Genomic DNA, 23,601 nt, shown 5'->3' with positions numbered 1-23,601 from the left:
ACGATTTTCCCGTCAGCCCATCGCTTCGATCAGGCTCTTGGGACGCATGTCCGTCCAGTGCTCGTTGACGTAGTCCAGGCAGGACTGGCGGGAACTCGCAGTTTTCGCGACCGACCAGCCGGCCGGCACCGCGGCGAATTCCGGCCACAGCGAGTACTGGCCCTCGTCGTTGATCAGGACGAGATACGTCCCGCTGGCATCCTCGAAGGGATTCATGAGTGTTCCTCCACACAGCCGCAGGGGGCGTGCGGGCACGATCGTCCTGTGATCACTGCCGCCCCCCGAACAGACCACATTCGACAAAGCGGCACGCTAACACGGAGGAAATCTGGACCAGGTAGTCGCAAATGGACGTAGCTACCCGCGAAGTGAGTTGTGACACTCAGTGACCTGAGCCACGACCCTCGCAGGCATGGATACGTCGCGGCAATGGAGCCCGGGAATTCACGCGGTATTAATGCCACCGACCTCCGGAGATAGAAAAGAACCGCCACCGCGGCCCGCTTACCGACCGGCCGGTAATATATTCCAGAGTGGGTACGCGCGAGGATACCCGGGAAATTCAGCGCTGATTTGCCGGCGGTTATCAGCGGTTATCGGCGAGCCGGAGGCTCAGCCATTCCGCGAAAAGAAGAATGCGACGGCCGCCGGGGCGTAGACGCCGCCGGGGACTCGACCACTGTACACAGTGGACGCGAATGGCCAGTGCCCGGGTACCGCCCACGGGCGCCGGGGTTGAGGCCCGGCCGGGATGGGTAACCCTCCGTCAGCCGAACACTGGAGGCCCAGGCTCAGTGAACGACAACGGATACGGAGCAGAACCGATGACCACGCACGCGCACATCAGGACCAGCAGCCGCACCATCCTCGACGACATCGACGCGGCAGACGCGGGATACGTACCCGGGCACGCCGCCGAGCCCGCCGCGCCCAGCCCGCTCCAGCCGGTGGTCGACGCCGTCTCCGAGCGGGCACGCGCCTGGGCGCCCCGCGCGAAGGCCGCAGCGGCCGACAACCGGGTACGGGCCGCCGTGGTGACGGCCATCGTCACGCTCGGCGTGCTCGCCACGCTCCGGCGCAGGCGCACGAACCGCCGGATCGACCGCAGGATCGCAGCGTTCGTGGCGAGCATGCGCTAAACCTCACGGAGCGGGGCAGGCCGCACTATAGCGCTGGTCCGTGGCCGGCCTATGCGAAGAGTCAGAATCACTACAGTCAATGTCTGCTCTGGCTGGCAAGTGGACAGACTTGCCCGGTTGAGGGGGAAGTCTCGCCGTCTGGCGGGCCCCGCACCGGCGAGGAGGCCAGCGCATGACGCAGACCCAGGCGGAGTGGAACCGCACGTGGCGGCTCCTGGCCTGCGTCCTGCTCGTCATGGCCGCGGGCAGTCTCGCGCTGCTGCTCGTGGCCCGCGAGCACCGGGGTAACGGGGCCTTCGAGACCACCGCGATGATCCTCGGTGCCGCCGAGCTGATCGGCGGCCTGCTCGCCCTGCACGAGGTCGGCCGCCGCCCCGCCACCACCAGCCAGCAGCGGCTGTTCTCCCGCCCCGGTGACCGGGAATCCAGCCCAGCCGGCCGCCGGATCGCCTGGGGGCTGGCCGGTGTCGTCTTCTTCGCCGGCCCGTGGGCGTTGTGGGTGGCCGCCGGCAGGGCCGAGATCCATGTCACGAAGGAGCTGGGCTCGTCCGCCGCGGCCAGGACGGCCGGGCTGCTGGGCCCGGGCTCGGTGAACCTCCGCGTACCCGGATCACCACCCGCCAGAGGCAAGCTCCTCCTGCTGATCACCCTGGACGTCACCCAGCAGCCAGGCTGCCAGGCGGCCACCACGTACACGCTCACACCGGTCATCGACGGGAAGGTGTCCCGGGACAGCACCGAAGCCCGCTCGGCCGACGAGGGCTACGGGGGCGTCGTTGCCGTCGGCGGCGCAAAACAGAGCGTGACCGTGGTCGTCACGGGCTCACCGGCCGCCTACCGCTGCCCGTTCCGGGTGACTGTGGACAAGGCAGTACTCCACAACTAGGCCCCCGCGAGTGGGAAGGTTTCCGCCAGCCACGCCTCGTCGTACCCGACGGTGATCAGCGTCAGCAGCAGGAACGGCACCGCGTACGGCGTTGCCTCATACCCGTCTGCCGGGCCGGCCCTCAGCGGTCACGTGTCAGCACATGCTCCCGCCCGGGCCCCCGCACCGGTAGACGTGATCAGCCTTGTTCCGTTCCGAGTCCTCGCCGTCGGCCAGGTACTTGACACTCGTGTCGTAATCGCCGGGGAAGACCATGAAGAGGTACTGATCGTAGGAGCTGATCGCGTACTCCGAGTGGCTGCCCGTGGTGTGGTTGTAGAACCGCACCACTGTGTTCGTACGGTTCCAGGCCGACTCGATGCGGTCGCTCCAGCCGTACCGCCACAGATCCTGTGCCCCGTAGCTGCTGAGCTTGCCCATGGCTCCGCCGTAGTACTCGTAGTCCCAGAAGCAGAACCACCCGTCCGGGCAGTCGCCTTTACCGCTGAGCAGGGACGGCTGGGTGGTGGCCGGCTTCGCGAAGGTGATCACGAAGTTCCCGCCGTCGTAGGAGACCTCGTTCGCCGAGGTCTGCTTGCCGCCCGGGTACAGGGAAAGCTGCAGGTCGATCTGCTTCTGCAGGACGGCTGCCGATGCGGGGACCCTGGAAAGCAGTTCCTGCTGGGCGCGGGTCGGCTTGGCCGCCGTGTGCGTGTGGGCGGACGCCGGGCCCTGTATGGCCGCAGATGCCCCCAGGGCGACGATCGCCATGACCGCGAACCTGCGCCGCCAAGGCGAAGAAGGTGATCGAACTGCTCGGAACGTCAAGGGAAACTCCTCTTCCAGGGGCTGAACGACGAACATGGAATCCTCGTCTGACCAAGCCCTCCAGCTGACAGGCAGCGGGAAGCCAGCCCCGTGATCACGGGATCCACAGCCCGGATCGTAGTAATCGAGGAACATCCCGGGAAGATCATTCGGCGACAGCCGAAAATCCCAGGCAAGCCCGGCGTAATTTTCCTGGCGGATACTGATGAGTTCCGGCGACCTGCAGCACCGCGTCCAGGATGCCGATCAGGTCAGCGCTGACGAAGGCTTGAGCGCCGGAGGCGTGCCGCGGGGACGTCTGCGGGACCAGCCGCCGTGGAGCTTGACGCCTCACCAACTTCGACAGACAGTGCCGTCCACATTGCAGAACGCTGAGTGTGCGGACCTCACCGCATGTGCCCACGAGCAGGCCGGGCTGCCGGCTAGTGCACCTGGCCGGAGGAAGGACCGTGCGCTACCAAGGGAACAGCGTGGCCTGGCCTGGGAGCGCCCGGAGCCGTCGTCCGGCACCGGCCGGTGACCCGGACGCCGGCCGGCCGGCAGGGCGCCGGTAGCTGGCATTTACTCTCTCCGGATGGAATCGGCACCCCAGGGGTCAGGGATACTTCGGCACGAAGCGCTGGAGCGGGGCTGGACGCCGCCCGCCGACAGCGATCCGGAGTCGCTGGAGGCCATAGACCGCCACATCAGCCAGTATTTCGGCGAGCCAGCCACGGTATGGCACGAGATGGCATCCGATCTGGTCCACATCGACGTGCACATGATCGAACCGACCCCGCAGCGGCCATTCGTCACGCTGGTCACCTCCGGGATGAGCGATCTGCCGATGAACGTGCCTGCCGAGGCCGGTGTGAGCCCGTACGCGGAGCTGATGATCGCGCTGCCGCCTGATTGGCCGCTGACCGCCGACGCGTGGAAGGACGAGTGCCACTACTGGCCGGTCCGGCTGCTCAAGTCGGTGGCCCGCCTGCCACACGAGTACGGCACCTGGATCGGTCAGTGGCATTCCGTTCCCAACGGTGATCCTGCTGAGCCGTACGCGCCCGGTGTGCCGTTCACCGGGGTGGTGGTCACGCCGATGGTGAACTCCGCTCCGGAGGCGCGCACCATCGTGACTCCCAGCGGCAAGCAGATCGCGCTGCTGGCCCTGGTACCCCTGCACCCCGGGGAACTTGAGCTGAAGCTGACCCACGGCACCGGCGCGCTGATCGAGGCACTCGACCGCGTCCGGGTGACCGAGCATCTCGACCCAGCCCGCCCGAGCGGCGCCTGAGAGCAGCACAAGCTTTCCGCCGGCCTGGCCTTCCGGGGCGATCGGCGCGTACGTCTGGTGCTGGCCCACGCCCTCTGTGGTTGCTGGGCCGGGGATGCAGAGCGTGCCTGGGACACCTCACCCCGATCGCCCAGCCGGTCACTGCCCAGCCCGGGCAGGTCGCCCACCTGCCCGGCGTCCGCGCCAGAGTCGCACCGCGACGGAGCTGCGCTCAGAACAGCAGGGGACGCAGGTGCTCGGGTTCGATCACCTCAGTGCGCAGCCGCAGCCGGTGCACAGCCTCCTTGAGCTGCTGGGCGGCTGTGCGGTCCACGGTGGCGGCGAGGCCGGGGGCGTCAAACCCGGTGATCATGTCATCGTGGTGCACCGGGATCACGTAGCGCGGGCCTCCCAGCGTGGTGAGCAGCCGGTCCAGGTAGCGGTGCAGGGAACTGTGATCGGTCATGCTGATAGCGACCACGTCGGGGCGCAGCCCGGCCAGTTCACGTTCCACGAAGTTGGTGCCGCCGAACATCAGTACCTTGAGCCGGTCAGCGACTGTGACCTGGTATGCCAGCGTGCCGCCCTCCACCAGGTCGGTGATGCTGGCCGGCGCCGCTGGCGGGGCGGTCCGCGTACCGGGTGCGAAGAAGCCGTATCCCCGGGACTGGCTGTGCAGGCTGCGGATCACCTGCACCCGGTAGGCGCCATCGCCGAACTCCAGGTCCTCTCCGCCCGTGGCGTGGATGTAGTTCTTCAGCCGGGCGGCGGGGGTACCCATGGCGGCCAGCAGGTGCCGGTGCGTCTCGGTGCCGATGGTGTGGATGGTTTTCGAGGCCCAGCCGGACCGGCCGAGCAGCTGCGGCACGTCGGCCATGTGGTCCCAGTGCCCGTGGCTGATCATGATGAGCTCCGGCGGGCCCGCCAGCCGGCCTGAGTTCAGCAGCCGGTCCACCACGGCGGGATCGGGGACCAGCGGGCCGCCGGGCAGCCGGTAGTCGAAGCGGCTCAGATAGGGATCGAAGTACAGCACGCGGCCGTCGAAGGCGATCTCCCAGCCGGCCACGCCCAGCCAGCGCATCGACACCCCGGCCGGGCGGCCGGAGCCAGCGCGGACCGGATCCGCCACGGCCGCTGGTACCGGTGACAGCCCGGCGGCGCCGCTGCCTATCACTGCGCCGCCCAGAACGGCCCCGCGCAGTACGGCACGGCGCTGGATGCCTCCGGATGAGGTCCCACAGTTCTGGCACATGGATTCGGTTTTCCCTTCAACGGCGGGCAACTGTCCAGAGTGAACCGGCCCGGAGTACCCGCTGTCCAAGATCAATCTTCGGGGGCTGCGATATCCGATCCGGTATCGTTGCTGCTCGTGGACCTCGTGCAGCACTTGCGATACTTCATCGCTGTCGCTGAGGAACTCCACTTCGGCAGGGCCGCCGCCCGCCTGCACATGTCGCAGCCCCCGCTGTCGCAGCGCATCCAGCGCCTGGAGCGTGAACTGGGCATCCGGCTGTTCGACCGCTCGCCCCGCCAGGTCACGCTCACCGAAGCAGGGCGCCTGCTGCTGCCGGAGGCCCGCGAGATCCTGTCCAGGGTCGAGCCGATCCTGAGCCTGGCCTCCAGGATGAACGCTGCCACCAGCACTGTGCTCCGCGCTGGAGTACCGCCACACCTGGAGGGTGACAGCATCGCGGCCCTGCTCGGCGCGTTCCGGGAAAGTAGCCCGCACACAGCCCTGGACCTCAGGGAAAGCACCACCTCCGCCCAGCATCAGGCGCTGGGCAGCGGAGAGCTCGACATCGGCGTGCTGCAACTGCCGTTTCTCGCGGCGGGCCTGGTCATCGGCCCGGTCGTGCACCGGCCGCTGGGCGTACTGGTGGCAGCAGACGGGCCGCTCGCCGAGCCAGCCAGCGAACTCCTGCTCTCCGACCTCGGCGGGCACGACCTGGTGACCTTCCCGCGCCCAGCAGCCCCGGCACGCTACGACGAGATCCTGGACACCTGCGCCCGGCACGGGTACCACCCGCCGGCCGTTCACGAGGCCGACGGCGGAAGCTTCACCGCAGGCCTGGTCCTTTCCGGTACCGCTGTCGCCTTCGGCCCCGAAACCGCGCCGCCCCACACCGGCGTCGTGTGGCGGCGCCTGGCTGGCCAGCCTCTCGCCGAGCGGCTGGCCGTGACCTGGCCGAAGGAACAACCCCATTCCGGGACGGCCGCGTTCGCGCGCGCCGTGACACAGGTACTCGGCAGCGGGCACGCGCCAGCCCCGGAACCGCGCAGCCGGCCCGCTTCGGACTTCCTCGCCATCCCGCACGGAGTACTCGATGAATGAAGATCTTCGCCACCACCTCGGCTCGCTGTTCGCCGGGGCAGGAGTGACCGGCTGCCTGCATGCCATCGACCTGGACAACGGCAGGGAAGCGGGCCTGGGGGCCGATACTCCGGTCCTCATGGCCAGCGCGTTCAAGCTCCCGCTGGTGCTGGCCTTGTTCCGGGCCGCCGACACGGGGCTGGCCGACCTGGCCGGACAGGTCCGGCTGGAACCTGGCACACGGACAAGCGGCCCTACCGGCATCGGCGCGATGACCGGTCCGGTCACCATGACGCTGCGCGACCTCGCGCACCAGGCGCTCAGCGTGTCCGACAACGCGGCTGCCGACGCGATCGCCGACCACATCGGCCTGGGCGCGCTCACCGCCACGGCCGAAGCGGCTGGGATGGCCGCCACCCGTATCGCCGAAATCTGCCGCGATGTGGCAGCCCGGACCGCCGCCTCACTGGGCACAACCGACCCGGCGCAGCTCACCCGGCTGCTCACCGATCCGGCTGCACTGTCACGGCTGGCCACACTGGACCTGACAGCCTCGAACCGGACAACGGCCCGTGACTGCACCACCCTGCTGGCGGGGATCTGGAAGGACACCGCCGCCTCCCCCGGATCCTGCTCCGCGATACGCCATCTGCTGTCGTTGCAGGTCTGGCCACACCGGCTCGCCTCGGGGTTCCCATTCGATGACGTACGCGTCGCCGGCAAGACAGGCACGCTGCCCACCGTCCGCAACGAGATCGGCGTCGTGGAGTATCCCGACGGCGGCCGTTACGCGATCGCGGTGTTCACCCGCAGCGCTGCCACGGCACTGAACCTGCCCAGAGCCGACGCCGTCATCGGTACCGCAGCCCGCACCGCCGTGGAGTATCTGCGACGCGGTTGAACCGGAGGGCCTCGAACCTCTATTTCCGATTAACGGATGCCCTGGACGGTCACCGTAACGAACCTGCGGGCCGGTGGCTGGCCGGTCCCCCGATCAGCGTGCCCGCAGAGCCTCCTGCGAGACCGGGACAAGCGCCCCGATGACCCGCACGCGGGCAAGTACCTGGGGCTGGGCGGGCATGCCGGGCCGGGCGAGGACGTGGTGTCCTGCGCCCGGCGGGAGATCTCCGAGGAGTCGCCAGCTCGCGGGAGACATGGCCCTGCGGGGCACCGTACTGTTCACCGGCTGGGAAGCCCGGCGCGCCGACCTGCCGGCAGTCCAGGAAGGCGGCGTGCAGGTCGGTGCTGGGTGGAATGAGTGTTGGCATACGGCCACGCTAGGCACGGACCGGGCGCAGCGCGAGCCCTCACACGGCGGACTGAGGAGCAGGCTGCTGGCCTGGTCCGCCCCAGATAGGGGCTCCTGTCGGCGGTGTGGCGCGGTCAGCCTTTGCTTCGGTACCCCTGGAAGAGGTCTTCCTGGGCTGTGCGGAGTGCCCGGCTCCGACGCTCACGCCGGCCCCCGGTGACCTGCGCCACTTTGGACTGGGTCGCCTGCTGTACCTCGATCGGGTAGCTGGCGGGATGGGGGGAAACGCCAGGACCCGACAGTCTGGGGAGGTCCCAGAACACAACGCGCCCAGCGGGGCGCGGCAGGAGGCTGTCCATGTCCAAGGTTGTTTCCCAGGCCGGTTCCTCGGCGTCGTACCGTCGTCGCCGACGCGGCGTCGCGGCGGTGGCCGCCCTGGCCGTCGCGCTCGGCACGGTCGGCGCGCTGTCTGCCTCCGCCCAGGCTGGCAGCCCGCGCGACCAGGTTCAGCAGGGCCTGGAGCGGATGGTGAAGGACGAGGGCTACCCGGCGGCCCTGGCCTCGGTCACGGGCAAGGACGGCCGGAGCCGGGACTACGCGGCCGGCGTCGCCGACATCCGGACCCGCAAGAAGGCCCCGGTCGATGGCCAGGTCCGGGCCGGCAGCAACACCAAGACCTTCGTCGCCACCGTGGTGCTGCAACTGGTCGGCGAGGGCAAGGTCGAACTCGATGCCCCGATCGAGCGCTACCTGGCGAACCTGGTCCGGGGCGAGGGCATCGACGGTCGGAACATCACCGTGCGTCAGCTGCTCCAGCACACCAGCGGACTGCCCAACTACGTCAACATCATGAGGCCAGACTTGGTGGACAAGGATCTCCGGCACACCTACTACCAGCCCCGGCAACTGCTCGACGTGGCCCTCGCGCACAAGGCGAGCTTCGAGCCGGGCAAGGGCGTGGAGTACAGCAACACCAACACCGTGCTGGCTGGCCTGATCGCCGAGAAGGTCACCGGCCGGCCGCTGGCCGAGCAGATCACCCAGCGGGTGATCGAGCGGGCCGGGCTGCGTGACACCTACATCCCTGACGTAGGCGAGCAGGGCATCCGCAAGGCACACCCGCAGGGCTACATCAAGGTGGACCCCAGCGCCCAGATCGAGGACATCACCGAGATCGACCCGTCCTGGGGCTGGGCAGCCGGGAACCTCGTGTCCACCCCGGGCGACCTGACGAAGTTCTTCTCCGCCCTGATCGGCGGCAAGCTGCTCAACCCCGTGCAGCTGGCCGAGATGCGCCGTACTGTGAAAGGCCCCTGGGGGCTCGGCGAGGGCTTCGGCCTCGGTCTGATCAGCCGGCCGCTGAGCTGCGACGGCACTCTGTCCTGGGGACACGGCGGTGACATCCCCGGCTACACCACCCGGGTCGCGGTCACCGATGACGGCCGTGCCGCCTCGGTCGCGGTGACCCTGGTCAGCCCCGGTCGCCCGGACTCGGCCGGCGCGCTGGTCGACGCTGCGCTGTGCGCCAAGAGATGACGGCGTGAAGAGGGGCCGCCCGGACCCGGGCGGCCCCTTGGTGTTGCCGGGCCTGCAGCCCGATCGCCCCGCCGCACGACGGTAGGTCACCACGATGCCCGGCTTGGCGTAGTCGCCGTCCGGCCATTTGGAGGCGGGCTTCTCGATGGAGGCGCCGCTGATCTCGCCGGGGCGCGGCCTTCTGCCAGGCCACGCCTTCGCTGGGCCGTGGTTTCGTGGTCGAGCTGGCCTTTGAGGGTGTCGAAGAGGGATTCGACGCGCTGGCGGATCGGTGCGAGGCTGCCGTGGTGGCAGGTCTCGCCTTTGCGGTCTGGGCGCAGGAACGTGATGCCCAGGCCGGTCAGGTGGGCGGCGAACTCTTTCCGGCGAAGCCTTTGTCTCCGATGAGGACCACGCACACCAGTTCAGCATCAGTCAGCTTCTTCGGCCGGCCGTGTCTGCGCCGGCCAGCCGGCACCACCCGATCATTAGCGGGAGTCAGTTCCCTGCTCACCGCGCCGTCGGCGGTGCCTGAGGTCTGCCGGGTCCACAAGCGCGGCAGAGCGCCCGCCTCCAACGGCAGGCGCGGCGGTCAGTCCGCCGCCCCCGCCAGGGCCTCGCGGATCTTCTCGGCCAGAAGTGCAGGTCGGTGTACCGGCCGACGGCCCGGCCGATCCATCACGGCCAGGCCCCGGGCGGTGACAGGTGCCGGGTCTGGTGCCCGGATCACTTCGGCCCTTGGAGCCGTCCGAGCCGCACGGCGTAGAACACGGTCAGCCCGGCGAGCACCAGCCACACCGCGCCCATGACCAGCAGCACGGCCCACTCGTCCGAGGCGACCGTAGCGGCGAACCCTCCGCCGCACGTCCACAGCGCCGTCATCATCAGCATCGCGAAGAAGCCCGCGCGGGTCGCCGCCGGCTCCAGCCGGCTCTTATCGATCTTGCCCATTGATGTACCTCCCCCATGAGGAGGTCCAGAGTAAACGGGTCAGCAGGATCACCGCACCCGCCACTACTCTGCTGAGATGCTGATCATCGCCGAGGAAGCCTCCACCAACTGGGCACTGTTGCGCTGGATCTTCTACGGCAGCTGGGTGGCCCTGATCGCCGCGGCGATCGCGCTGGGAATCCGCCGCAACCGCCACCGGGCCGCGCAGCAGCGCGCCGAACTCGAACGCCAAACCCAGCAGCACACCGTCCGCTGGCGGGACCCCGTCAGCGGAGTACCCGCTACGGCCGGGCTCCCAAACTCCCGGGACCCTGGGCCCGCTGATACGGAATAAGGCGTTTGACCTGTAGGTGGCCGGGAGTCCAGATCCCCAATCGCGGCAGTACACGCGCTTGCCTGAGCAAGCTGCTCGCATCCGGCAGACGCAGAACTCCAGTACTTCATGATCACCGGGGTTTGAGGGTCTGCGTTTCCTCCGCCTCCCTGGTGATGGACGCGGAGTCCCACCGCATCGGCAGGTCCTTGCCTGTCCGCCACAGCTCGAACTGGTCGTCGTAGTTGTCGTGGAACGCGTGACCGGAGTTCCCGGTCAGCTGCACCCACCGGGAGTTGTCCAGATTGGACAGATCAACGACCATGCGCATCGACGGAACCGCGTTGACCCCGTAGCCCTCGGTGGCGTCCCAGCCGTTGGCGTTGACGATCCCGCCGCCGCCAGCCGTGCCGAACGGCCCCCGGTTGAACAGCCATTCCACGGCGCCGACCCCGGACTTGCCGAACGTCTGGTTGGTCAGGGTGATGGTGTGCAGGTCGCCCCAGCGCCACTTCTTCGGTTCCCCGCCGAGCCTGTCGCGCAGTTCCTTGTCGGCAGCCGTCATGGCCGCGCCGAGGATCGTGTCCCTGGTCTCCACCGCTGGCGTGCGCTTGTCGTCCCACCACGGGGATTCCGGCTGGCTGAGCAGGTTCCGCGTCACCTCGAACCATCGTTCGCCTCCGGAGGCCTTCTGGCCGTCGGGAAGCTCGTCGAAGGTACGGGCCATCAGCGCACGCCAGGTCGCGTTGTAGAACGCCGCCGGCGCCGAGTTCTCCGGCTGCTGTAAGTCCCAGCCCCGCAGCAGCGCCTGGCTCTCCGCGGTCTTTCCTGACATCTTCACATCGAGCAGGTAGGGCACGACGGCCTCAGCGCCGTTGTTGCGGTTGTCGAACTGGATCGCCGCCATCCCCGCCACATCCAGCTTCCCCGCCCCCTCCAGCAGCGTGACGATCCGCTGTGAGCGGTAACCCATCGCCCAGTCCCGCGTCAGGAAATGGCTGTACGCCGTGCCGATCACCGCCTGGTTCGCCGTGACGACGTAACCCCGCTGCGGGTTGTACTCGCTCGGCAGCTCCTCGAACGGGATGAACGACTTCCAGTCGTACGCCGAGTCCCAGCCCGGGGCCGGCCACCGCCCGTCGCCCTTGCCACGGACCGGGATCCGCCCCGGTGCCTGGTAGCCGATGTTGCCGTCCACATCGGCGTACACGATGTTCTGCGCCGGAACCTCGAACTTCGCCGCCGCCGCCCGGAACTCGGACCAATTGCCCGCCTTGTTGATCGCGAACAGCGCGTCGATCGTGCGCCCCGGGTCAAGCGCCGTCCATCGCATCGCCAGCCCATAGCTACCACCCGCCGCCCGCGCCTCCTTCGACACGTCCGACAGCAGCGGACCGTGCTTCGTGCTCCGCACCGTGAACGTCACCGGTTTCGCGCCAGCCACCTTCAGGACCTCGGTGCGCTTGTCCACGTCGAGCCACGCGCCGTCGACCTGGTACCGGTCGCCCTCGAGCTTCTCCTGGTACAGGTCCACGACGTCCGGGTCCAGATTCGTGAAACCCCAGGAAATCCGCGCGTTGTGCCCGATCACGACCCCAGGCACTCCCGAAAACGTGAACCCTGCGACGTCGAACCCGCACGAGCACCGCAGCCCCATCTGGTACCAGATCCCCGGCATCGACGGCGAGAGGTGCGGATCGTTGGCCAGCAGCGGCTTACCCGTCTTCGTCCTGCTCCCCGCCACCACCCACGAGTTCGACCCGACCCCGTCCGCACGCGCCCCGCTCAGGCGAGCAGCGTCCGCCACCCGCCCCACGCCCGACGCCACGCCCCGGATCACCTCTCCCGGCACGTTCACGTCCGGGGTCACTGACGGGGTGGAGCTCCTGCCCGCCGCCGTCGCAGCCGCCGGCACGATGGGCGTGTGGCGCGTCTCCGGGTACGCCGGGTACAGCTCCTCGATCCGCTCGCGCGCCATCCCGCCTGCGGCCAGGATGGCCCGGCTGAGCTCGTCGTCCATGTTGCCGCGCAGGTCCCAGGCCATCGCCTTCAGCCACGCGAGGCTGTCGGCCGGACTCCACTTCTCGATCTCGTACCCGGAGTTCTGCAGGCCCAGGACCGCGTACTCCAGGCTCGCGCTGCCGCCGTCGTGATCGGACAGCCAGGCGTTCACACCGGCGGCGTAGGCGTCGAGGTGTCCCTTCGTCTCCGGTGAGGCCTGCGCGTACTCGACCTCGGCGACCCGCCGCCAGCCCATCGTCCGCAGGTACTTGTCGGTCTCGACCTGCCCCTCACCGAACAGCTCCGAGAGCCGCCCGGCCGTCACGTGCCGGCGGAAGTCCATCTCCCAGAATCGTTCACTGGCGTGCAGGTAGCCCTGGGCGCGGAACAGGTCGCCCGCGTTGCTCGCGTACACCTGCGGAATCCCGTACTTGTCCCACTTCACGGTCACCTGCGCCTTCAGGCCGGCGATCCGCAGATCCTCCGCACGGTCGGGCATCGACCGGCGCACCGTCCACATCCCGTACCCGGCGCCACCCAGCGCGAGCACCACCACCGCGACCAGCAGCCACAGCAGCACTTTGCGAAGGATCCTCATGCCGCCGGATCGTACGCCTCCCAGCCCCCAAAAACAGGCACCAGAAACCCCCGATCCCACCCCACCGCCTCCACGGACCCGGGCCCGAAGACTGCCGCTCTCCAGGAGGGGCTTGTCCCCCGCCAGCCACCACCAGATCGGGTGCCCGAAGCTTGGGATCTGTCCAGTAGATCCCTACCGGCAGACGCCCGAGCAGGCGCGCCCCGCCGGCTCGCTGCCGTGGCAGGCTGTCGCCTAGTCTCGGCGGGTGGCCGTTCATCAGCTTTCCCGTGCTGACGCGCGCCGGATCGCCGTTCGCGCCCAGCTCCTGGACGGCCCGCGCCCGTCCGGCCCGCTGGACCCGACGGAGCTGCCCGATCTGGTGCGGCAGCTGACCTTTCTCCAGGTCGAGCCGACGAGTGCCGTCGCGCCGAGCGCCGACGTCGTCGCGTGGAGCAGGCTCGGCTCCGGCTACGTGCCAGCCGAGCTGCGGATCGCTCTCGCCGACCGGGTGCTGGTCGAGCTGCACGGCATGATCCGCCCGGCCGAGGATGTGGCACTGTTCCGGGCGGAGATGGCGGCGTGGTCAGACGAGGATGTCTTCGGACGGGCTTTGCGGCGCGACTGGGTACAGGCCAATGACGCCTGCCGCCGCGACCTGCTCGCCCGCCTCGACGCCGCCGGACCTCTGGCGGCCGCAGAGCTGCCCGACACTTGCGTCGTGCCATGGCAGTCCAGCGGGTGGAGCAACAACCGCAACGTCCGGCAGATGCTCGCTTTCATGGTGGCCCGCGGCGAGGTCGCGCTCGCTGGCCGGCGTGGCCGGGATCCGCTGTGGGATCTGGCGGACCGGGTCTACCCCGGCGACCCGGCCGTCCCGCTCGAGGAGGCGCTCCGGATCCGGAGCGCACGGCGGCTGCGCACCCTCGGCATCGCCCGCGCCCGGGGATCGGCGCAGCCCGGGCCAGGGGATCCCGGCGAGCCTGCCGTGATCGAGGGTGTCCGGGGCACCTGGCGGGTCGACCCCGAACTGCTCGGTCAGCCGTTCACCGGCCGGGCGGCGCTGCTGTCGCCCCTGGACCAGCTGGTGTTCGACCGCAAGCGGATGGCTGAGCTGTTCGAGTTCGACTACCAGCTGGAGATGTACAAGCCGGCGGCCCAGCGCAAGTGGGGCTACTGGGCGATGCCGATCCTGTCCGGCGACCGGCTCGTCGGCAAACTGGACGCCACCGCCGACCGGAAGGCCGGCGTGCTCAGGGTCGGCGCACTCCACCAGGACGAGGAATTCGACAGCGCCACCTCAGCCGCGGTCCACGCCGAGATCGAGGACCTGGCCACGTGGCTCAGGCTCGACCTCCTCTGGGCCTGAAGGGCTGCTCCATGGCATGCATGACTTCCAAACCCTGAAATCCTTTTCCTGTACCCGGTGAGCGGCCCGCCCTCCCCCACCGGCGGGCCGCTCGTCACTCCCCGGAAAGTACCGGCTAGCACTGGCGGAACGAGCCCCCGCCGCTCAGGTACTGGTCCTTGACCCAGCCGGTGACCCCGTTGGACTCGTCCGTCAGGTACGTCCACGTGGCACCGCTGCCGTCGGACGCGTAGCACCGGTAGTGCAGGCTGTGGCTGGAGTTCGCCCCGCCCCGGCGCGCGCAGTGCGCCCCCGGGCCGGACCGGATGTTCACGCCGGTCGTCGCGTGGCCGTACACGCCCTCGTCGTTCCACGGGTCCCAGCCGCAGGAGCCGACGACGGCGTTGCCCTTGTCGTCGGCCGCGACGGCGGCCCCCGGGATGGCCAGCCCGGCCACGGCGAACAGCGCGATGCCCGCTACTGCGAGGCCACTGCGTCGGAAACGAGCGTTCATGTCAGTGCTCCGATCATTCTTTCCGGGCGGCCCTCGTATCGCCCGGCCTGAATACAGGCTGGCCCGGGGCCTGCCACACTGTCCAAGAGCCACAATCATGCGGTTTGGTTATGATCCGGGGGGCAATTGGCGGCTCTTCCAAAATGGGGAAATTGTTTAAGTTCTCCTGCTATAACTGGTAGGTATGGATGTAGATCTCCGGCTCCTGCGATACTTCGTCGCTGTCGCCGAGGAGCTGCACTTCACCCGGGCGGCCGAGCGGCTGTTCATCTCGCAGCCGGCCCTGTCCAAACAGGTCAGGCTGCTGGAGACCCAGCTGCGGCTCAAGCTGCTCCGCCGGTCGAGCAGGCACGTGGAGCTGACCGCGGCCGGCAACGCCCTGCTCCCCCAGGCCCGCCAGCTGCTCGACACCTGGTCGGAGTCGCTGACCGCGACCAGGGCCGCGGCTGCCGAGGAGGACAGGACCCTGCGGGTCGGGTTCATCACGAACGCCGCCGGCGAGCTGACCACCCAGATCCTCGCCGAGTTCACCCGCAGGCGGCCGGAGTGGCGGATCTCGATGTCCCAGGCGCTGTGGGCCGATCCCACCTGCGGGCTGCGGGACGGCTCGGTGGACGTGGCCTTCGTCCGCCTGCCCGTACCAGCCCAGGAGCCGCTCGCCCTGCGCATCCTGCTCAGCGAGCCACGCTGGGTCGCTCTCCCGTCCGCGCATCCGCTGGCCAGGCACGAGGTCGTGCCGTTCGCCTCGCTGCTGGACGAGCCGTTCATCGCCACGCCGCCCGAGTCGGGCACGTGGCGGGACTTCTGGCTGGCGGTGTCGGAGCGGCGCGGGCACCCGGTCCGGGTCAGCGCGGTCGCCCAGTCCTCCGAGGAGTGGATCGAGGCGATCGCCAACGGCTTCGGGGTCGGCTTCACCGCCGAGTCGACCGCCCGGTTCTACCACCGGCCAGGCGTCGTGTACCGGCCGGTCGACGAGATCTCCCCGTCCCGCCTCGCGCTCGCCTGGCGCCGTGAGGACCGGCGCCGGATCATCATCGAGTTCGCGGCGGCCTGCGCGGCGGCCGCGAGCCCGGCCGCGTGACGGGCGCCCAGCGCACGCTCCCCGAAGCGTTCACAGGAGAGTCTTCGTCGATATAGCCGTCCACTTTGGTGCGGTTTCCCCATGATGGGAGCCATGCGAATCCTGCACAGAACCCTGGCCATCGCCGCCGCGTCCCTGTTCCTGCTGCCCGCCGTCCCGGCGAGCGCTGCCTATCCGGGCACAGCCGGTGCCATCGCCTTCGCCCGCGACGGCAACATCCACGTCCGGGCCGCCGACGGCACGCTCACGCAGGTCACCCAGGACGGCAGGTCCTCGTGGCCGCGCTGGTCACCGGACGGTACGCGGCTCGCCTACATCCACGCCGGTGACCTGTGGATCGCCGGGCTGCTCCAGGACGGCACGTTCGACCGGGAGCAGATCACGCACGGTGCGCACGCCGGCGGCCCTGCCTGGTCACCCGACGGAAACTGGATCGCGTACCTCGACGGCAGCCGCCTCTACCGGATCCGCGCCGGCTGGCAGGTCAACGAGAGCGACCAGGCGCCCGTACTCCTCCGCGAGGTCGACCCGTCGCCCCTCGCCGAAGCCAAGGCCATCGCCTGGTCCCCCGACGGGCGCTGGATCTCCTTCCCCGGTGGCGAGTGCACGGGCATCTACGACGACTGCCTGACCCTGCTCAACCTCGAAAGCAACCAGGAGAAGGCCGTCGCGACGCACAGTGGCGGCGGCAACCCCTTCGCCGGCTTCTCGACCACGCCGGCCTTCACGGCCGACGGCACCCGTCTGCTGTGGACGACCCAGTCCGAGCAGCCCCCGAACGGGGAGCGCGGCCCGGTCCGCATCCGCTGGACCGCCCTCGACGGTACGGGCGGCGGCTGGCTGGGCGAGCCCGGCGACGCCCTCCCGGCCCCGTCCCCGGCGGGCGGCGACACTCTCGCCGTCGCCCCGAACCCCAACGGCACCCACTGGATCACCGTCATCCGCGCCGGCAACACCCGCGAAACCCTGACCCGGGGCACGCAACCCGACTGGCAACCGCGCCCCGGAGCATGAGTACTAGCGGGTCGCCATCACCGACAGCAGGCGGTCGACGGGGCTCTTGAGGCCCCAGCGCTCGGCGAGCATGGCGAGGCGGTCCGGTTCGGCGGGTTCCCGGGGCAGTCCGGCGTCGTATTCGGGGAGGTCGACGGTGCGGGAGACGGCGACGACCTGGGGGGCGACGGCGAGGTAGTCGGCTGCCGCCAGCAGCTTCGCCCGCAGCCCCGGTGCCTGCTCGTGGGCTGCGGCCAGCAGTGACTGCAGGTCGCCGTACGCGGTCAGCAGCCGCGCCGCCGTCTTCTCGCCCACGCCTGCCACGCCGGGGAGCCCGTCGCTCGGGTCGCCACGCAGCACGGCGAAGTCGGCGTAGGCGGCGGCCGGGACGCCGTACCGGGACCGGACGGCCGCGTCGTCCATGACCTCCAGCTTGGACACTCCACGGCCGACGTACAGCACCTTGACGTCGTCGGTGATCAGCTGGAACAGGTCACGGTCGCCGGTGACCACCTCGACCGGCGGGTCGCTGACGGCCGCCAGGGTACCGAGCACGTCGTCCGCCTCGAAGCCAGCGGCGCCGATCGACGGGATACCGGCGGCGGCCAGCACGTCGATCAGGATCGGTACCTGCGGCGAGAGGAAGTCCGGCACCTCCTCCTCGTTCTCCGCGGGGTCGGCGACCCGGTGCGTCTTGTACGAGGGCACCAGCTCGACCCGCCAGGCAGGCCGCCAGTCGTAGTCGAGTGCCGACACGACCCGGTCGGGCCTGCGGGTCTTGATCAGGGTGGAGACCATGTCGAGGAAGCCCCGGACGGCGTTGACCGGGGTGCCGTCCGGCGCGGTCACCGTGTCCGGCACGCCGAAGAAGGCCCGGAAGTACATGCTGGGGGCGTCGAGCGCCAGGAGCGGTCGTGGCATGTGGTGAATGTTAGTTACCGCCGCGCAGTGCCTCGTCCTGTTCCGGGTTGATCGTGTCGGGGATGTCGCGGGTGACGGTCACGTCCTGGGTCGCGACCATGTCCTCGGGCCGGACGCGCTCCGGCAGTTTCGTGAAGTCCCGGGCCGGCTGCTTCTCGGTGCTCATAAGCGGTCCTAACTCAATGGCGGTGGTGCTGTGGCGAGTTCCAGGAGGCGAGCGGCAAGCAGATCTCAGAGCCGGATACCGGTGTTGTATCCGGCTCTGAGATCTGCGCAGTCCGGTCGTCTTCTGAGGCCGCCAGAGCGCCGCCAGTCATTGAGTTAGGACCGCTTAGACCAGGATACGAGGCTGAGCCGCCGGCGAGGGGGCTCCGGCGGCTCAGCGAGGGGTGGAGTGGAACGCTGTGGTCAGGCGGTGCTAGTAGATGCTCGCCGCGTAGACGCTGAGCACCTCGGGCACCGGCTGGAAGTACGTCGTGCCGCCGGAGGAGCAGTTGCCGCTGCCGCCGGAGGTCAGGCCGAGCGCCACGGAACCGGCGAACATCGAGCCACCGGAGTCGCCGCCCTCGGCGCAGGCGTTCGTGCGGATCATCTGGTACACGGTGCCCTGCGGGTAGTTGACCGTGGCGTTGAGCGCGGTCACCGAGCCGCTGCGCAGGCCGGTGGTGCTGCCGGAGCGCTTGATCGCCTGGCCGACGAAGGCGTTACCGGCGGAGGTGATGTCCTGGTAGGCGCCGTTCCACAGGTACACGTTGCCCGGGCGGGTGATCGAGCCGGAGTACCGGACGATGCCGTAGTCGTTGGTCGGGAAGCTGGTGCCGATCCGGCTGCCGATCACGGTGGTGTGGCTGGAGTTCGACCAGAAGGTCGTGCCGAGGTTGGTGCAGTGCCCGGCCGTGATGAAGTGGTTGACGCCGCCACGGTTCACGTTGAAGCCGAGCGAGCAGCGGGAGCTGCCCATGTAGATGGCGTTGCCGCCGGAGATGTAGCTGTTGAGCACGCCGGGCTCCTGGACCAGGCGGGCAGCGCCGTTCAGGCCGGCCACGGCGCGCTTCATCGTGGCCAGCTTCTCGCCGGTCACGGTGCTGTCGGCTGTCACCAGGATCTGGTTGGTGGCCGGGTCGACGGCCCAGGTCGTGCCGGGGATCTTCGCTGAGCGGTCCAGCTCGGATGTCGCCGCGCGCAGGTCGGCGCCACTGCGGGTGACCATGTGCGGGAGGGCGCCGGCCGCATACACGGCGGCGGCGGCTTCGGCGTCCGTCACGGTGACGATCATGCGGCCGGAGGCAGTGTCCAGGTAGGACCCGGCCGAGCGGTCGCCGAGGGAACCGGCGAGGAGTGCGGTGGCTTCGGCGCCGAGGCCGGCCCGGATCCCGGCCTCGGCCGAGGGGATCGCGGCCGTCGGGGCGGCATGGGCGATGGCGGGGACGAGAAGCGTGCCGGCGACCAGGGCCCCGGCGGCGATCAGCTTGCTGATTCTCATCAGGTCTCCCAGAGGGGGTGGGCTACAGCGGTCCACATAGGATCCAGGTCACAAACCCCCGGTTCCGTTGCGCAACCGTGATCTGGATGCTGCCATGCCGCAACATCATCAACAAGCGCCAATGTGGTACTCGGAGCAACACTGTGGACGGGCGAAGCCACCTAGCACGGCACGTACCCGAAGAATGTGAAAAGACGTTACCCGTCCGTCAAGCCCAGGAATGCCAGGAGCCGGTCCGGAAGCACCGCCTGCGCCGCTGTCAGCTTCACCCGGGCCGTGGCACAGTCCACCCAGGACAGCCGGTCGACCTCCGGGAAGCTCCTGACCTGACCCGAACGCGGCGGCCACTCCATCTCGAACTCGCCGAAGATGGCACCGTTCACGTCGAAGTCACCCTCCAGAGCGAACACCGTGATCCGCTTGCCGGGCTGCTTCAGCACCCCCAGCGGCACCAGGTCGCCGGTCGGCGGCGGGCAGCCCAGCTCCTCGGTGAACTCGCGGCGGGCCGCGTCCTCGGGAGTCTCGTCCTCAGCGTGCTCGCCCTTGGGGATCGACCACGCGCGCTCGTCCTTGCGGGCCCAGAACGGGCCGCCCATGTGCGCGATCAGCAGCTCGGGGCTGGCGGGCTCCGCCAGCCGGTACAGCAGAATGCCCGCGCTTGTGACCACGCACCCAGCTTAGGCGCGGCACCCGCCGTGCCCCGGCAGGACACGGCAGGAACCTTTACGCCATCGAGGAGTAGGACAGGACGCCCCGGCGCATGTCGTCCATCGCCTGGCGGGCCGTGGCGCGCAGCGGCGCGTCGCCGGCCGCCTCCGCCAGCTGCCCGAGCAGGTCGATCACCTGGCGGCACCAGCGCACGAAGTCACCGGCCGGCATCTCGGCGTCGAGGCCGTGCACGCTTGACAGCACCTTCGGCAGCGCCTCGCCGCGCGCCCAGCGGTAGATCGGCCAGACGAAGCCCAGATCCGGCTCCCTGGTGAGCTGGAGCCCGCGCGAGGCCTCGTGGGACTCCACTTCGGACCACAGCTGCATCGTCGCGTCCACCGCGTCGCCGACCGCGCCACGCGGCACCGACGCCCGGTCCTCCGTGTCGCGGCGGGCCTCGTACACCAGGATCGAGGCAGCGGCGGCCAGCTCGGCCGGGTCCAGCGCGTCCCAGACGCCGCGCCGCAGGCACTCGGCGACCAGCAGGTCCGTCTCCGACCAGATCCGCGACAGCGTGCGCCCGGCCGGGGTGACCTCTCCGGCCTCCGTCAGGTAGCCCCGGTCGGCCAGCAGCCCGCACACCCGGTCGAAGGTCCTGGTCAGCGAGCCGGTCCGGTTGTCGACCTTGTCGCGCAGCGACTCGGTCTCCTTGGCCAGCCGCTCCCGGCGCTCGGCCCAGCGAGCGTGGTCCTCGCGTTCCGGGCAGGCGTGGCAGGGGTGGCGGCGCAGCTCGCGGCGCAGCTCTTCGAGGCGGCGGTCGTCAGCCGCCGCCGTGCGGGCACGCCTGGCCCTGCGCCGCGCGGCCGGCTCGATCTCCGTGTTGCGCATCGTCGACACGAGATCCCGGCGGTCCTGCGGGGACCGCGGGTTGAAGTGCTTCGGGATGCGCAGGTGCCCCAGCGGCTCCACAGGGGACGTGAAGTCGGCGGCCGGGATCCGGCCAGCCCAGCGGTCCTCGGTGACGATCAGCGGCTTGGGGTCGCCGAACCCGCTGACACCCGGGTCGATCACCACGGCCAGGCCAGCCCGGCGGCCCGCCGGTACCTTGATGATGTCGCCGGGGCGCAGCTTCGCGATCGAGGCCGTGGCGCTGGCCCGGCGGGTCGCTGCGCTCTCCCTGGCCAGGGCGCGCTCCCGGTCGGCGATGGCCACCCGGAGGTGGAAGTACTCGCCGAAGTCACCGAGGTGGCACTCCATGTCGGCGGTCATCGCCGCGATGCCTTCCTCGTTGCGCTGTACCTGGCGCGAGGCACCCACGACCGACCTGTCCGCCTGGAACTGCGCGAACGACGCGGACAGCAGCTCGCGGGCCCGCTCGGGGCCGACGCTGCCGACCAGGTTCACCGCCATGTTGTACGAGGGGCGGAAGCTCGACCGCAGCGGGTACGTCCGGGTCGACGCCAGCCCGGCGACGTGCCGGGGGTCGGTCTCCGGGGTCCAGATCACGACGGCGTGGCCCTCGATGTCGATCCCCCGCCGCCCGGCCCGCCCGGTGAGCTGCGTGTACTCCCCCGGCGTCAGGTCGACGTGCGCCTCGCCGTTGAACTTGACCAGCTTCTCCAGCACGACGGAACGGGCGGGCATGTTGATGCCCAGCGCCAGGGTCTCCGTCGCGAACACCGCCTTCACCAGGCCCCGGACGAACAGCTCCTCCACGACCTCCTTGAAGGCCGGCAGCAGGCCGGCGTGGTGCGCGGCGAGGCCACGTTCCAGGCCCTCGAGCCACTCGTAGTACCCGAGGACGTTCAGGTCCTCCGGCGGCAGCTGCGCCGTGCGGGTCTCCACGATCCTGCGGATCTCGCGGCGCTCGTCCGGGCTGGTCAGCTTCAGGCCGGACCGCAGGCACTGCTGCACGGCCGCGTCGCAGCCTGCCCGGCTGAAGATGAAGACGATGGCCGGCAGCAGGCCCTCGCGGTCGAGGCGCTCGATGACGTCCACCCTGGACGGTACGAGATCACGGGCACTGCGGCCCCGGCGGCCGCGCTCGTCCCAGCCGATCCGGCGGAGCTGGTCGCGGGTCGAGCGGAGCAGTTCCGGGTGGACCTCGTGCTTGGTGGCCGCCTCCGGGTCGTGGAACAGGTCGAACATCTTCTTGCCGACCAGCATGTGCTGCCACAGCGGCACCGGCCGGTGCTCGCTCACCACGATCTTCGTCTCGCCCCGCACGGTGACCAGCCAGTCCGCGAACTCCTCCGCGTTGGACACCGTGGCCGACAGCGACACCAGGGAGACCGAGTCCGGGAGGTGGATGATGACTTCTTCCCAGACGGCGCCGCGGAACCGGTCGGCCAGGTAGTGCACCTCGTCCATGACCACGTAGGACAGCGAGCTGAGCGTCGCGGAGCGCGCGTAGAGCATGTTCCGCAGGACCTCGGTCGTCATCACGACGACCGGCGCGTCGCCGTTGATGGCGTTGTCCCCGGTGAGCAGGCCGACCTTGTCCGCGCCGTGCACCGCGACCAGATCGTTGTACTTCTGGTTGGACAGCGCCTTGATCGGCGTGGTGTAGAAGCACTTGCGGCCCTGGCGCAGCGCCTGGAACACCGCGAACTCGCCCACCACGGTCTTGCCGGCCCCGGTCGGGGCGCAGACCAGCACGCCGGACCCGCGCTCCACGGCCTCGCACGCCTCGATCTGGAAGTCGTCCAGCTCGAAGTCCAGGCCTGCCAGGAACTCGGTCAGTGCAGGGTGGGCGGCCCGCCTGCGGGACGCTGAGTACCGTTCGGCGGGGCTTGTCATGTCTCCAGGCTAAGCCATAGTGATCTCCCGCCGCCGCCTTGGCCGGGGCGAGCCCGCCGTACCGGGGTCGGTATGGTGCAAACTGTGACGCAGACAGAACGCCCCCCGGGTCCGCGCCGCCCCGTCGAGGCGGTTCTCCTCGACTTCCACGGGACCGTCGCCCAGGTCGAGGAGCCGGCCCGCTGGCTAGCCAAGGCCCTGGACGCCTGCGGGGCGCAGCTGGAAGGCCCCAAGGCGACGATCCTGCTGGACCGGCTGCTCACAGCTGGCCGGGCGGGCGGGCCAGTGCCGAACCGGATCCCGCCCCGCCTCGCCGAGGTCTGGGCCAACCGCGACCTGTACGGCTACGCGCACCGCGAGGCCTACGCCGGGCTCGCGGCCACCGTGGACACCGGCGTCGACGGGCTGGCCGAGGCGCTCTACGACCGGGTGACGCTCGCCGACGGCTGGGTGGCATACGCCGACACCGTCCCGGTGCTCCAGGCTCTCAAGGACGCCGGTGTGCCCACCGCCCTGGTCAGCAACATCGGGTTCGACATCCGGCCGATGTGCGACGAGCTGGGCTTCGGGCACCTGATCACCGAGTGGGTGCTGTCGTACGAGCTGGGCCGGTGCAAGCCGGAGCGGGCCGTGTTCACCCACGCCTGCCGGGCCCTCGGCGTACCGGAGGAACGGGCCCTGATGGTCGGCGACAGCGCGGCGGACGGCGGCGCTGTCACGGCCGGCCTCCAGACGATGCTGCTCCCGGCCTCGCCTCCGGGGGCGGTGCACGGCCTGGCCGCGATCCTGGACCTCATAACGCCGGTGTGAGGC

General features: G+C 69.8%; 22 protein-coding genes. 11 read left to right on the top strand and 11 right to left on the bottom strand.

Annotated features, from left to right (window positions below; genetic code table 11):
• Positions 1 to 12 precede the first annotated feature (12 nt).
• Positions 13 to 216: an MbtH family protein gene (locus A3G1_RS0126195; RefSeq protein WP_018352465.1), complete on the bottom strand. Its 204-nt coding sequence runs from the start codon at positions 214 to 216 to the stop codon at positions 13 to 15.
• A gap of 608 nt (positions 217 to 824) precedes the next feature.
• On the opposite strand from A3G1_RS0126195, the gene A3G1_RS0126190 reads away from it, so the two are divergent.
• Together A3G1_RS0126190 and A3G1_RS0126185 are read left to right on the top strand one after the other, a co-directional pair.
• On the top strand, positions 825 to 1,139 hold the full coding sequence (locus A3G1_RS0126190) for a hypothetical protein (protein WP_157641415.1): 315 nt from the start codon (positions 825 to 827) through the stop codon (positions 1,137 to 1,139).
• A gap of 172 nt (positions 1,140 to 1,311) precedes the next feature.
• Complete coding sequence (locus tag A3G1_RS0126185; RefSeq protein WP_018352463.1) at positions 1,312 to 2,025, top strand: hypothetical protein; 714 nt, start codon at positions 1,312 to 1,314, stop codon at positions 2,023 to 2,025.
• A 135-nt stretch (positions 2,026 to 2,160) separates the two neighbouring features.
• Here A3G1_RS0126185 and A3G1_RS0126175 read toward each other — a convergent pair whose 3' ends face one another.
• Positions 2,161 to 2,775, bottom strand: a complete 615-nt coding sequence (locus A3G1_RS0126175) for a peptidase inhibitor family I36 protein (RefSeq protein WP_018352462.1) — start codon at positions 2,773 to 2,775, stop codon at positions 2,161 to 2,163.
• A 631-nt stretch (positions 2,776 to 3,406) separates the two neighbouring features.
• Between A3G1_RS0126175 and A3G1_RS0126170 the strand changes: the two genes are divergently transcribed.
• Complete coding sequence (locus tag A3G1_RS0126170; protein WP_026212532.1) at positions 3,407 to 4,105, top strand: suppressor of fused domain protein; 699 nt, start codon at positions 3,407 to 3,409, stop codon at positions 4,103 to 4,105.
• A gap of 211 nt (positions 4,106 to 4,316) precedes the next feature.
• Here the strand turns inward: A3G1_RS0126170 and A3G1_RS0126165 are convergent, their stop codons facing one another.
• Positions 4,317 to 5,213: an MBL fold metallo-hydrolase gene (locus A3G1_RS0126165; protein ID WP_018352460.1), complete on the bottom strand. Its 897-nt coding sequence runs from the start codon at positions 5,211 to 5,213 to the stop codon at positions 4,317 to 4,319.
• A gap of 240 nt (positions 5,214 to 5,453) precedes the next feature.
• Between A3G1_RS0126165 and A3G1_RS0126160 the strand changes: the two genes are divergently transcribed.
• The 3 genes from A3G1_RS0126160 to A3G1_RS0126150 all read left to right on the top strand — a co-directional run bounded on the left by A3G1_RS0126160 (position 5,454) and on the right by A3G1_RS0126150 (position 9,180).
• Positions 5,454 to 6,416: a LysR family transcriptional regulator gene (locus A3G1_RS0126160; protein WP_026212530.1), complete on the top strand. Its 963-nt coding sequence runs from the start codon at positions 5,454 to 5,456 to the stop codon at positions 6,414 to 6,416.
• Positions 6,409 to 7,296 carry a serine hydrolase gene (locus tag A3G1_RS0126155; RefSeq protein ID WP_018352458.1) on the top strand — a complete coding sequence of 296 codons (888 nt, stop codon included), beginning with the start codon at positions 6,409 to 6,411 and terminating at the stop codon, positions 7,294 to 7,296. Before A3G1_RS0126160 ends, A3G1_RS0126155 begins: the two co-directional genes overlap by 8 nt.
• Before the next feature lie 705 nt (positions 7,297 to 8,001).
• Positions 8,002 to 9,180, top strand: coding sequence for a serine hydrolase domain-containing protein (locus tag A3G1_RS0126150; RefSeq protein ID WP_051110671.1), 1,179 nt, complete (start codon positions 8,002 to 8,004; stop codon positions 9,178 to 9,180).
• Between the two features lie 705 nt (positions 9,181 to 9,885).
• On the opposite strand, the gene A3G1_RS0126145 is transcribed toward A3G1_RS0126150, so the two are convergent.
• Complete coding sequence (locus A3G1_RS0126145) at positions 9,886 to 10,110, bottom strand: hypothetical protein (RefSeq protein WP_018352456.1); 225 nt, start codon at positions 10,108 to 10,110, stop codon at positions 9,886 to 9,888.
• A 76-nt stretch (positions 10,111 to 10,186) separates the two neighbouring features.
• On the opposite strand from A3G1_RS0126145, the gene A3G1_RS0126140 reads away from it, so the two are divergent.
• The gene (locus A3G1_RS0126140) at positions 10,187 to 10,444 is read left to right on the top strand and encodes a hypothetical protein (protein WP_018352455.1); all 258 of its coding nucleotides are present in this window, start codon (positions 10,187 to 10,189) and stop codon (positions 10,442 to 10,444) included.
• Between the two features lie 112 nt (positions 10,445 to 10,556).
• Here the strand turns inward: A3G1_RS0126140 and A3G1_RS0126135 are convergent, their stop codons facing one another.
• On the bottom strand, positions 10,557 to 13,022 hold the full coding sequence (locus A3G1_RS0126135) for a penicillin acylase family protein (protein WP_040479821.1): 2,466 nt from the start codon (positions 13,020 to 13,022) through the stop codon (positions 10,557 to 10,559).
• A gap of 247 nt (positions 13,023 to 13,269) precedes the next feature.
• Between A3G1_RS0126135 and A3G1_RS0126130 the strand changes: the two genes are divergently transcribed.
• Positions 13,270 to 14,370 (top strand): DNA glycosylase AlkZ-like family protein, encoded by a 1,101-nt coding sequence (locus A3G1_RS0126130; RefSeq protein ID WP_018352453.1) that lies wholly within the window; start codon positions 13,270 to 13,272, stop codon positions 14,368 to 14,370.
• A gap of 115 nt (positions 14,371 to 14,485) precedes the next feature.
• On the opposite strand, the gene A3G1_RS39070 is transcribed toward A3G1_RS0126130, so the two are convergent.
• Complete coding sequence (locus tag A3G1_RS39070; RefSeq protein ID WP_018352452.1) at positions 14,486 to 14,863, bottom strand: SH3 domain-containing protein; 378 nt, start codon at positions 14,861 to 14,863, stop codon at positions 14,486 to 14,488.
• Positions 14,864 to 15,047: 184 nt separating this feature from the next.
• Between A3G1_RS39070 and A3G1_RS36940 the strand changes: the two genes are divergently transcribed.
• Both A3G1_RS36940 and A3G1_RS0126115 read left to right on the top strand, forming a co-directional pair.
• Complete coding sequence (locus A3G1_RS36940; protein ID WP_018352451.1) at positions 15,048 to 15,944, top strand: LysR family transcriptional regulator; 897 nt, start codon at positions 15,048 to 15,050, stop codon at positions 15,942 to 15,944.
• A 93-nt stretch (positions 15,945 to 16,037) separates the two neighbouring features.
• Entirely contained in the window at positions 16,038 to 16,958 is a 921-nt protein-coding gene (locus tag A3G1_RS0126115; RefSeq protein ID WP_018352450.1) for a TolB family protein, read from the top strand.
• 3 nt (positions 16,959 to 16,961) lie between these two features.
• Here A3G1_RS0126115 and A3G1_RS0126110 read toward each other — a convergent pair whose 3' ends face one another.
• The 5 genes from A3G1_RS0126110 to A3G1_RS0126090 form a co-directional block, all read right to left on the bottom strand.
• Positions 16,962 to 17,858, bottom strand: a complete 897-nt coding sequence (locus tag A3G1_RS0126110; protein ID WP_018352449.1) for a 5'-3' exonuclease — start codon at positions 17,856 to 17,858, stop codon at positions 16,962 to 16,964.
• A 10-nt stretch (positions 17,859 to 17,868) separates the two neighbouring features.
• The gene (locus A3G1_RS40865; protein WP_018352448.1) at positions 17,869 to 18,024 is read right to left on the bottom strand and encodes a hypothetical protein; all 156 of its coding nucleotides are present in this window, start codon (positions 18,022 to 18,024) and stop codon (positions 17,869 to 17,871) included.
• Between the two features lie 252 nt (positions 18,025 to 18,276).
• Positions 18,277 to 19,341, bottom strand: coding sequence for a S1 family peptidase (locus A3G1_RS0126100; protein WP_018352447.1), 1,065 nt, complete (start codon positions 19,339 to 19,341; stop codon positions 18,277 to 18,279).
• 197 nt (positions 19,342 to 19,538) lie between these two features.
• Positions 19,539 to 20,009 (bottom strand): NUDIX hydrolase, encoded by a 471-nt coding sequence (locus A3G1_RS0126095; RefSeq protein ID WP_018352446.1) that lies wholly within the window; start codon positions 20,007 to 20,009, stop codon positions 19,539 to 19,541.
• A gap of 55 nt (positions 20,010 to 20,064) precedes the next feature.
• Positions 20,065 to 22,788 (bottom strand): DEAD/DEAH box helicase, encoded by a 2,724-nt coding sequence (locus A3G1_RS0126090; protein WP_018352445.1) that lies wholly within the window; start codon positions 22,786 to 22,788, stop codon positions 20,065 to 20,067.
• Positions 22,789 to 22,860: 72 nt separating this feature from the next.
• Here A3G1_RS0126090 and A3G1_RS0126085 point away from each other — a divergent pair, with 72 nt between their 5' ends.
• Positions 22,861 to 23,598 carry an HAD family hydrolase gene (locus tag A3G1_RS0126085; protein WP_026212529.1) on the top strand — a complete coding sequence of 246 codons (738 nt, stop codon included), beginning with the start codon at positions 22,861 to 22,863 and terminating at the stop codon, positions 23,596 to 23,598.
• Positions 23,599 to 23,601: the final 3 nt, after the last annotated feature.

The sequence above is a fragment of the Longispora albida DSM 44784 genome (assembly GCF_000379825.1).
Classification (GTDB): Bacteria; Actinomycetota; Actinomycetes; order Mycobacteriales; family Micromonosporaceae; genus Longispora; species Longispora albida.
Note: the sequence above shows the minus strand (reverse complement) of the source record. Positions and strands in the feature narration are given on the sequence as shown.

Coding starts and splice junctions, on each gene's coding strand:
- A3G1_RS0126195 (WP_018352465.1), bottom strand. CDS start 216: ATGAATCCCTTCGAGGATGCCAGCGGGACGTATCTCGTCCTGATCAAC.
- A3G1_RS0126190 (WP_157641415.1), top strand. CDS start 825: ATGACCACGCACGCGCACATCAGGACCAGCAGCCGCACCATCCTCGAC.
- A3G1_RS0126185 (WP_018352463.1), top strand. CDS start 1,312: ATGACGCAGACCCAGGCGGAGTGGAACCGCACGTGGCGGCTCCTGGCC.
- A3G1_RS0126175 (WP_018352462.1), bottom strand. CDS start 2,775: ATGGCGATCGTCGCCCTGGGGGCATCTGCGGCCATACAGGGCCCGGCG.
- A3G1_RS0126170 (WP_026212532.1), top strand. CDS start 3,407: ATGGAATCGGCACCCCAGGGGTCAGGGATACTTCGGCACGAAGCGCTG.
- A3G1_RS0126155 (WP_018352458.1), top strand. CDS start 6,409: ATGAATGAAGATCTTCGCCACCACCTCGGCTCGCTGTTCGCCGGGGCA.
- A3G1_RS0126150 (WP_051110671.1), top strand. CDS start 8,002: ATGTCCAAGGTTGTTTCCCAGGCCGGTTCCTCGGCGTCGTACCGTCGT.
- A3G1_RS0126145 (WP_018352456.1), bottom strand. CDS start 10,110: ATGGGCAAGATCGATAAGAGCCGGCTGGAGCCGGCGGCGACCCGCGCG.
- A3G1_RS0126140 (WP_018352455.1), top strand. CDS start 10,187: ATGCTGATCATCGCCGAGGAAGCCTCCACCAACTGGGCACTGTTGCGC.
- A3G1_RS0126135 (WP_040479821.1), bottom strand. CDS start 13,022: ATGAGGATCCTTCGCAAAGTGCTGCTGTGGCTGCTGGTCGCGGTGGTG.
- A3G1_RS39070 (WP_018352452.1), bottom strand. CDS start 14,863: ATGAACGCTCGTTTCCGACGCAGTGGCCTCGCAGTAGCGGGCATCGCG.
- A3G1_RS36940 (WP_018352451.1), top strand. CDS start 15,048: ATGGATGTAGATCTCCGGCTCCTGCGATACTTCGTCGCTGTCGCCGAG.
- A3G1_RS0126115 (WP_018352450.1), top strand. CDS start 16,038: ATGCGAATCCTGCACAGAACCCTGGCCATCGCCGCCGCGTCCCTGTTC.
- A3G1_RS0126110 (WP_018352449.1), bottom strand. CDS start 17,858: ATGCCACGACCGCTCCTGGCGCTCGACGCCCCCAGCATGTACTTCCGG.
- A3G1_RS40865 (WP_018352448.1), bottom strand. CDS start 18,024: ATGAGCACCGAGAAGCAGCCGGCCCGGGACTTCACGAAACTGCCGGAG.
- A3G1_RS0126100 (WP_018352447.1), bottom strand. CDS start 19,341: ATGAGAATCAGCAAGCTGATCGCCGCCGGGGCCCTGGTCGCCGGCACG.
- A3G1_RS0126090 (WP_018352445.1), bottom strand. CDS start 22,788: ATGACAAGCCCCGCCGAACGGTACTCAGCGTCCCGCAGGCGGGCCGCC.
- A3G1_RS0126085 (WP_026212529.1), top strand. CDS start 22,861: ATGGTGCAAACTGTGACGCAGACAGAACGCCCCCCGGGTCCGCGCCGC.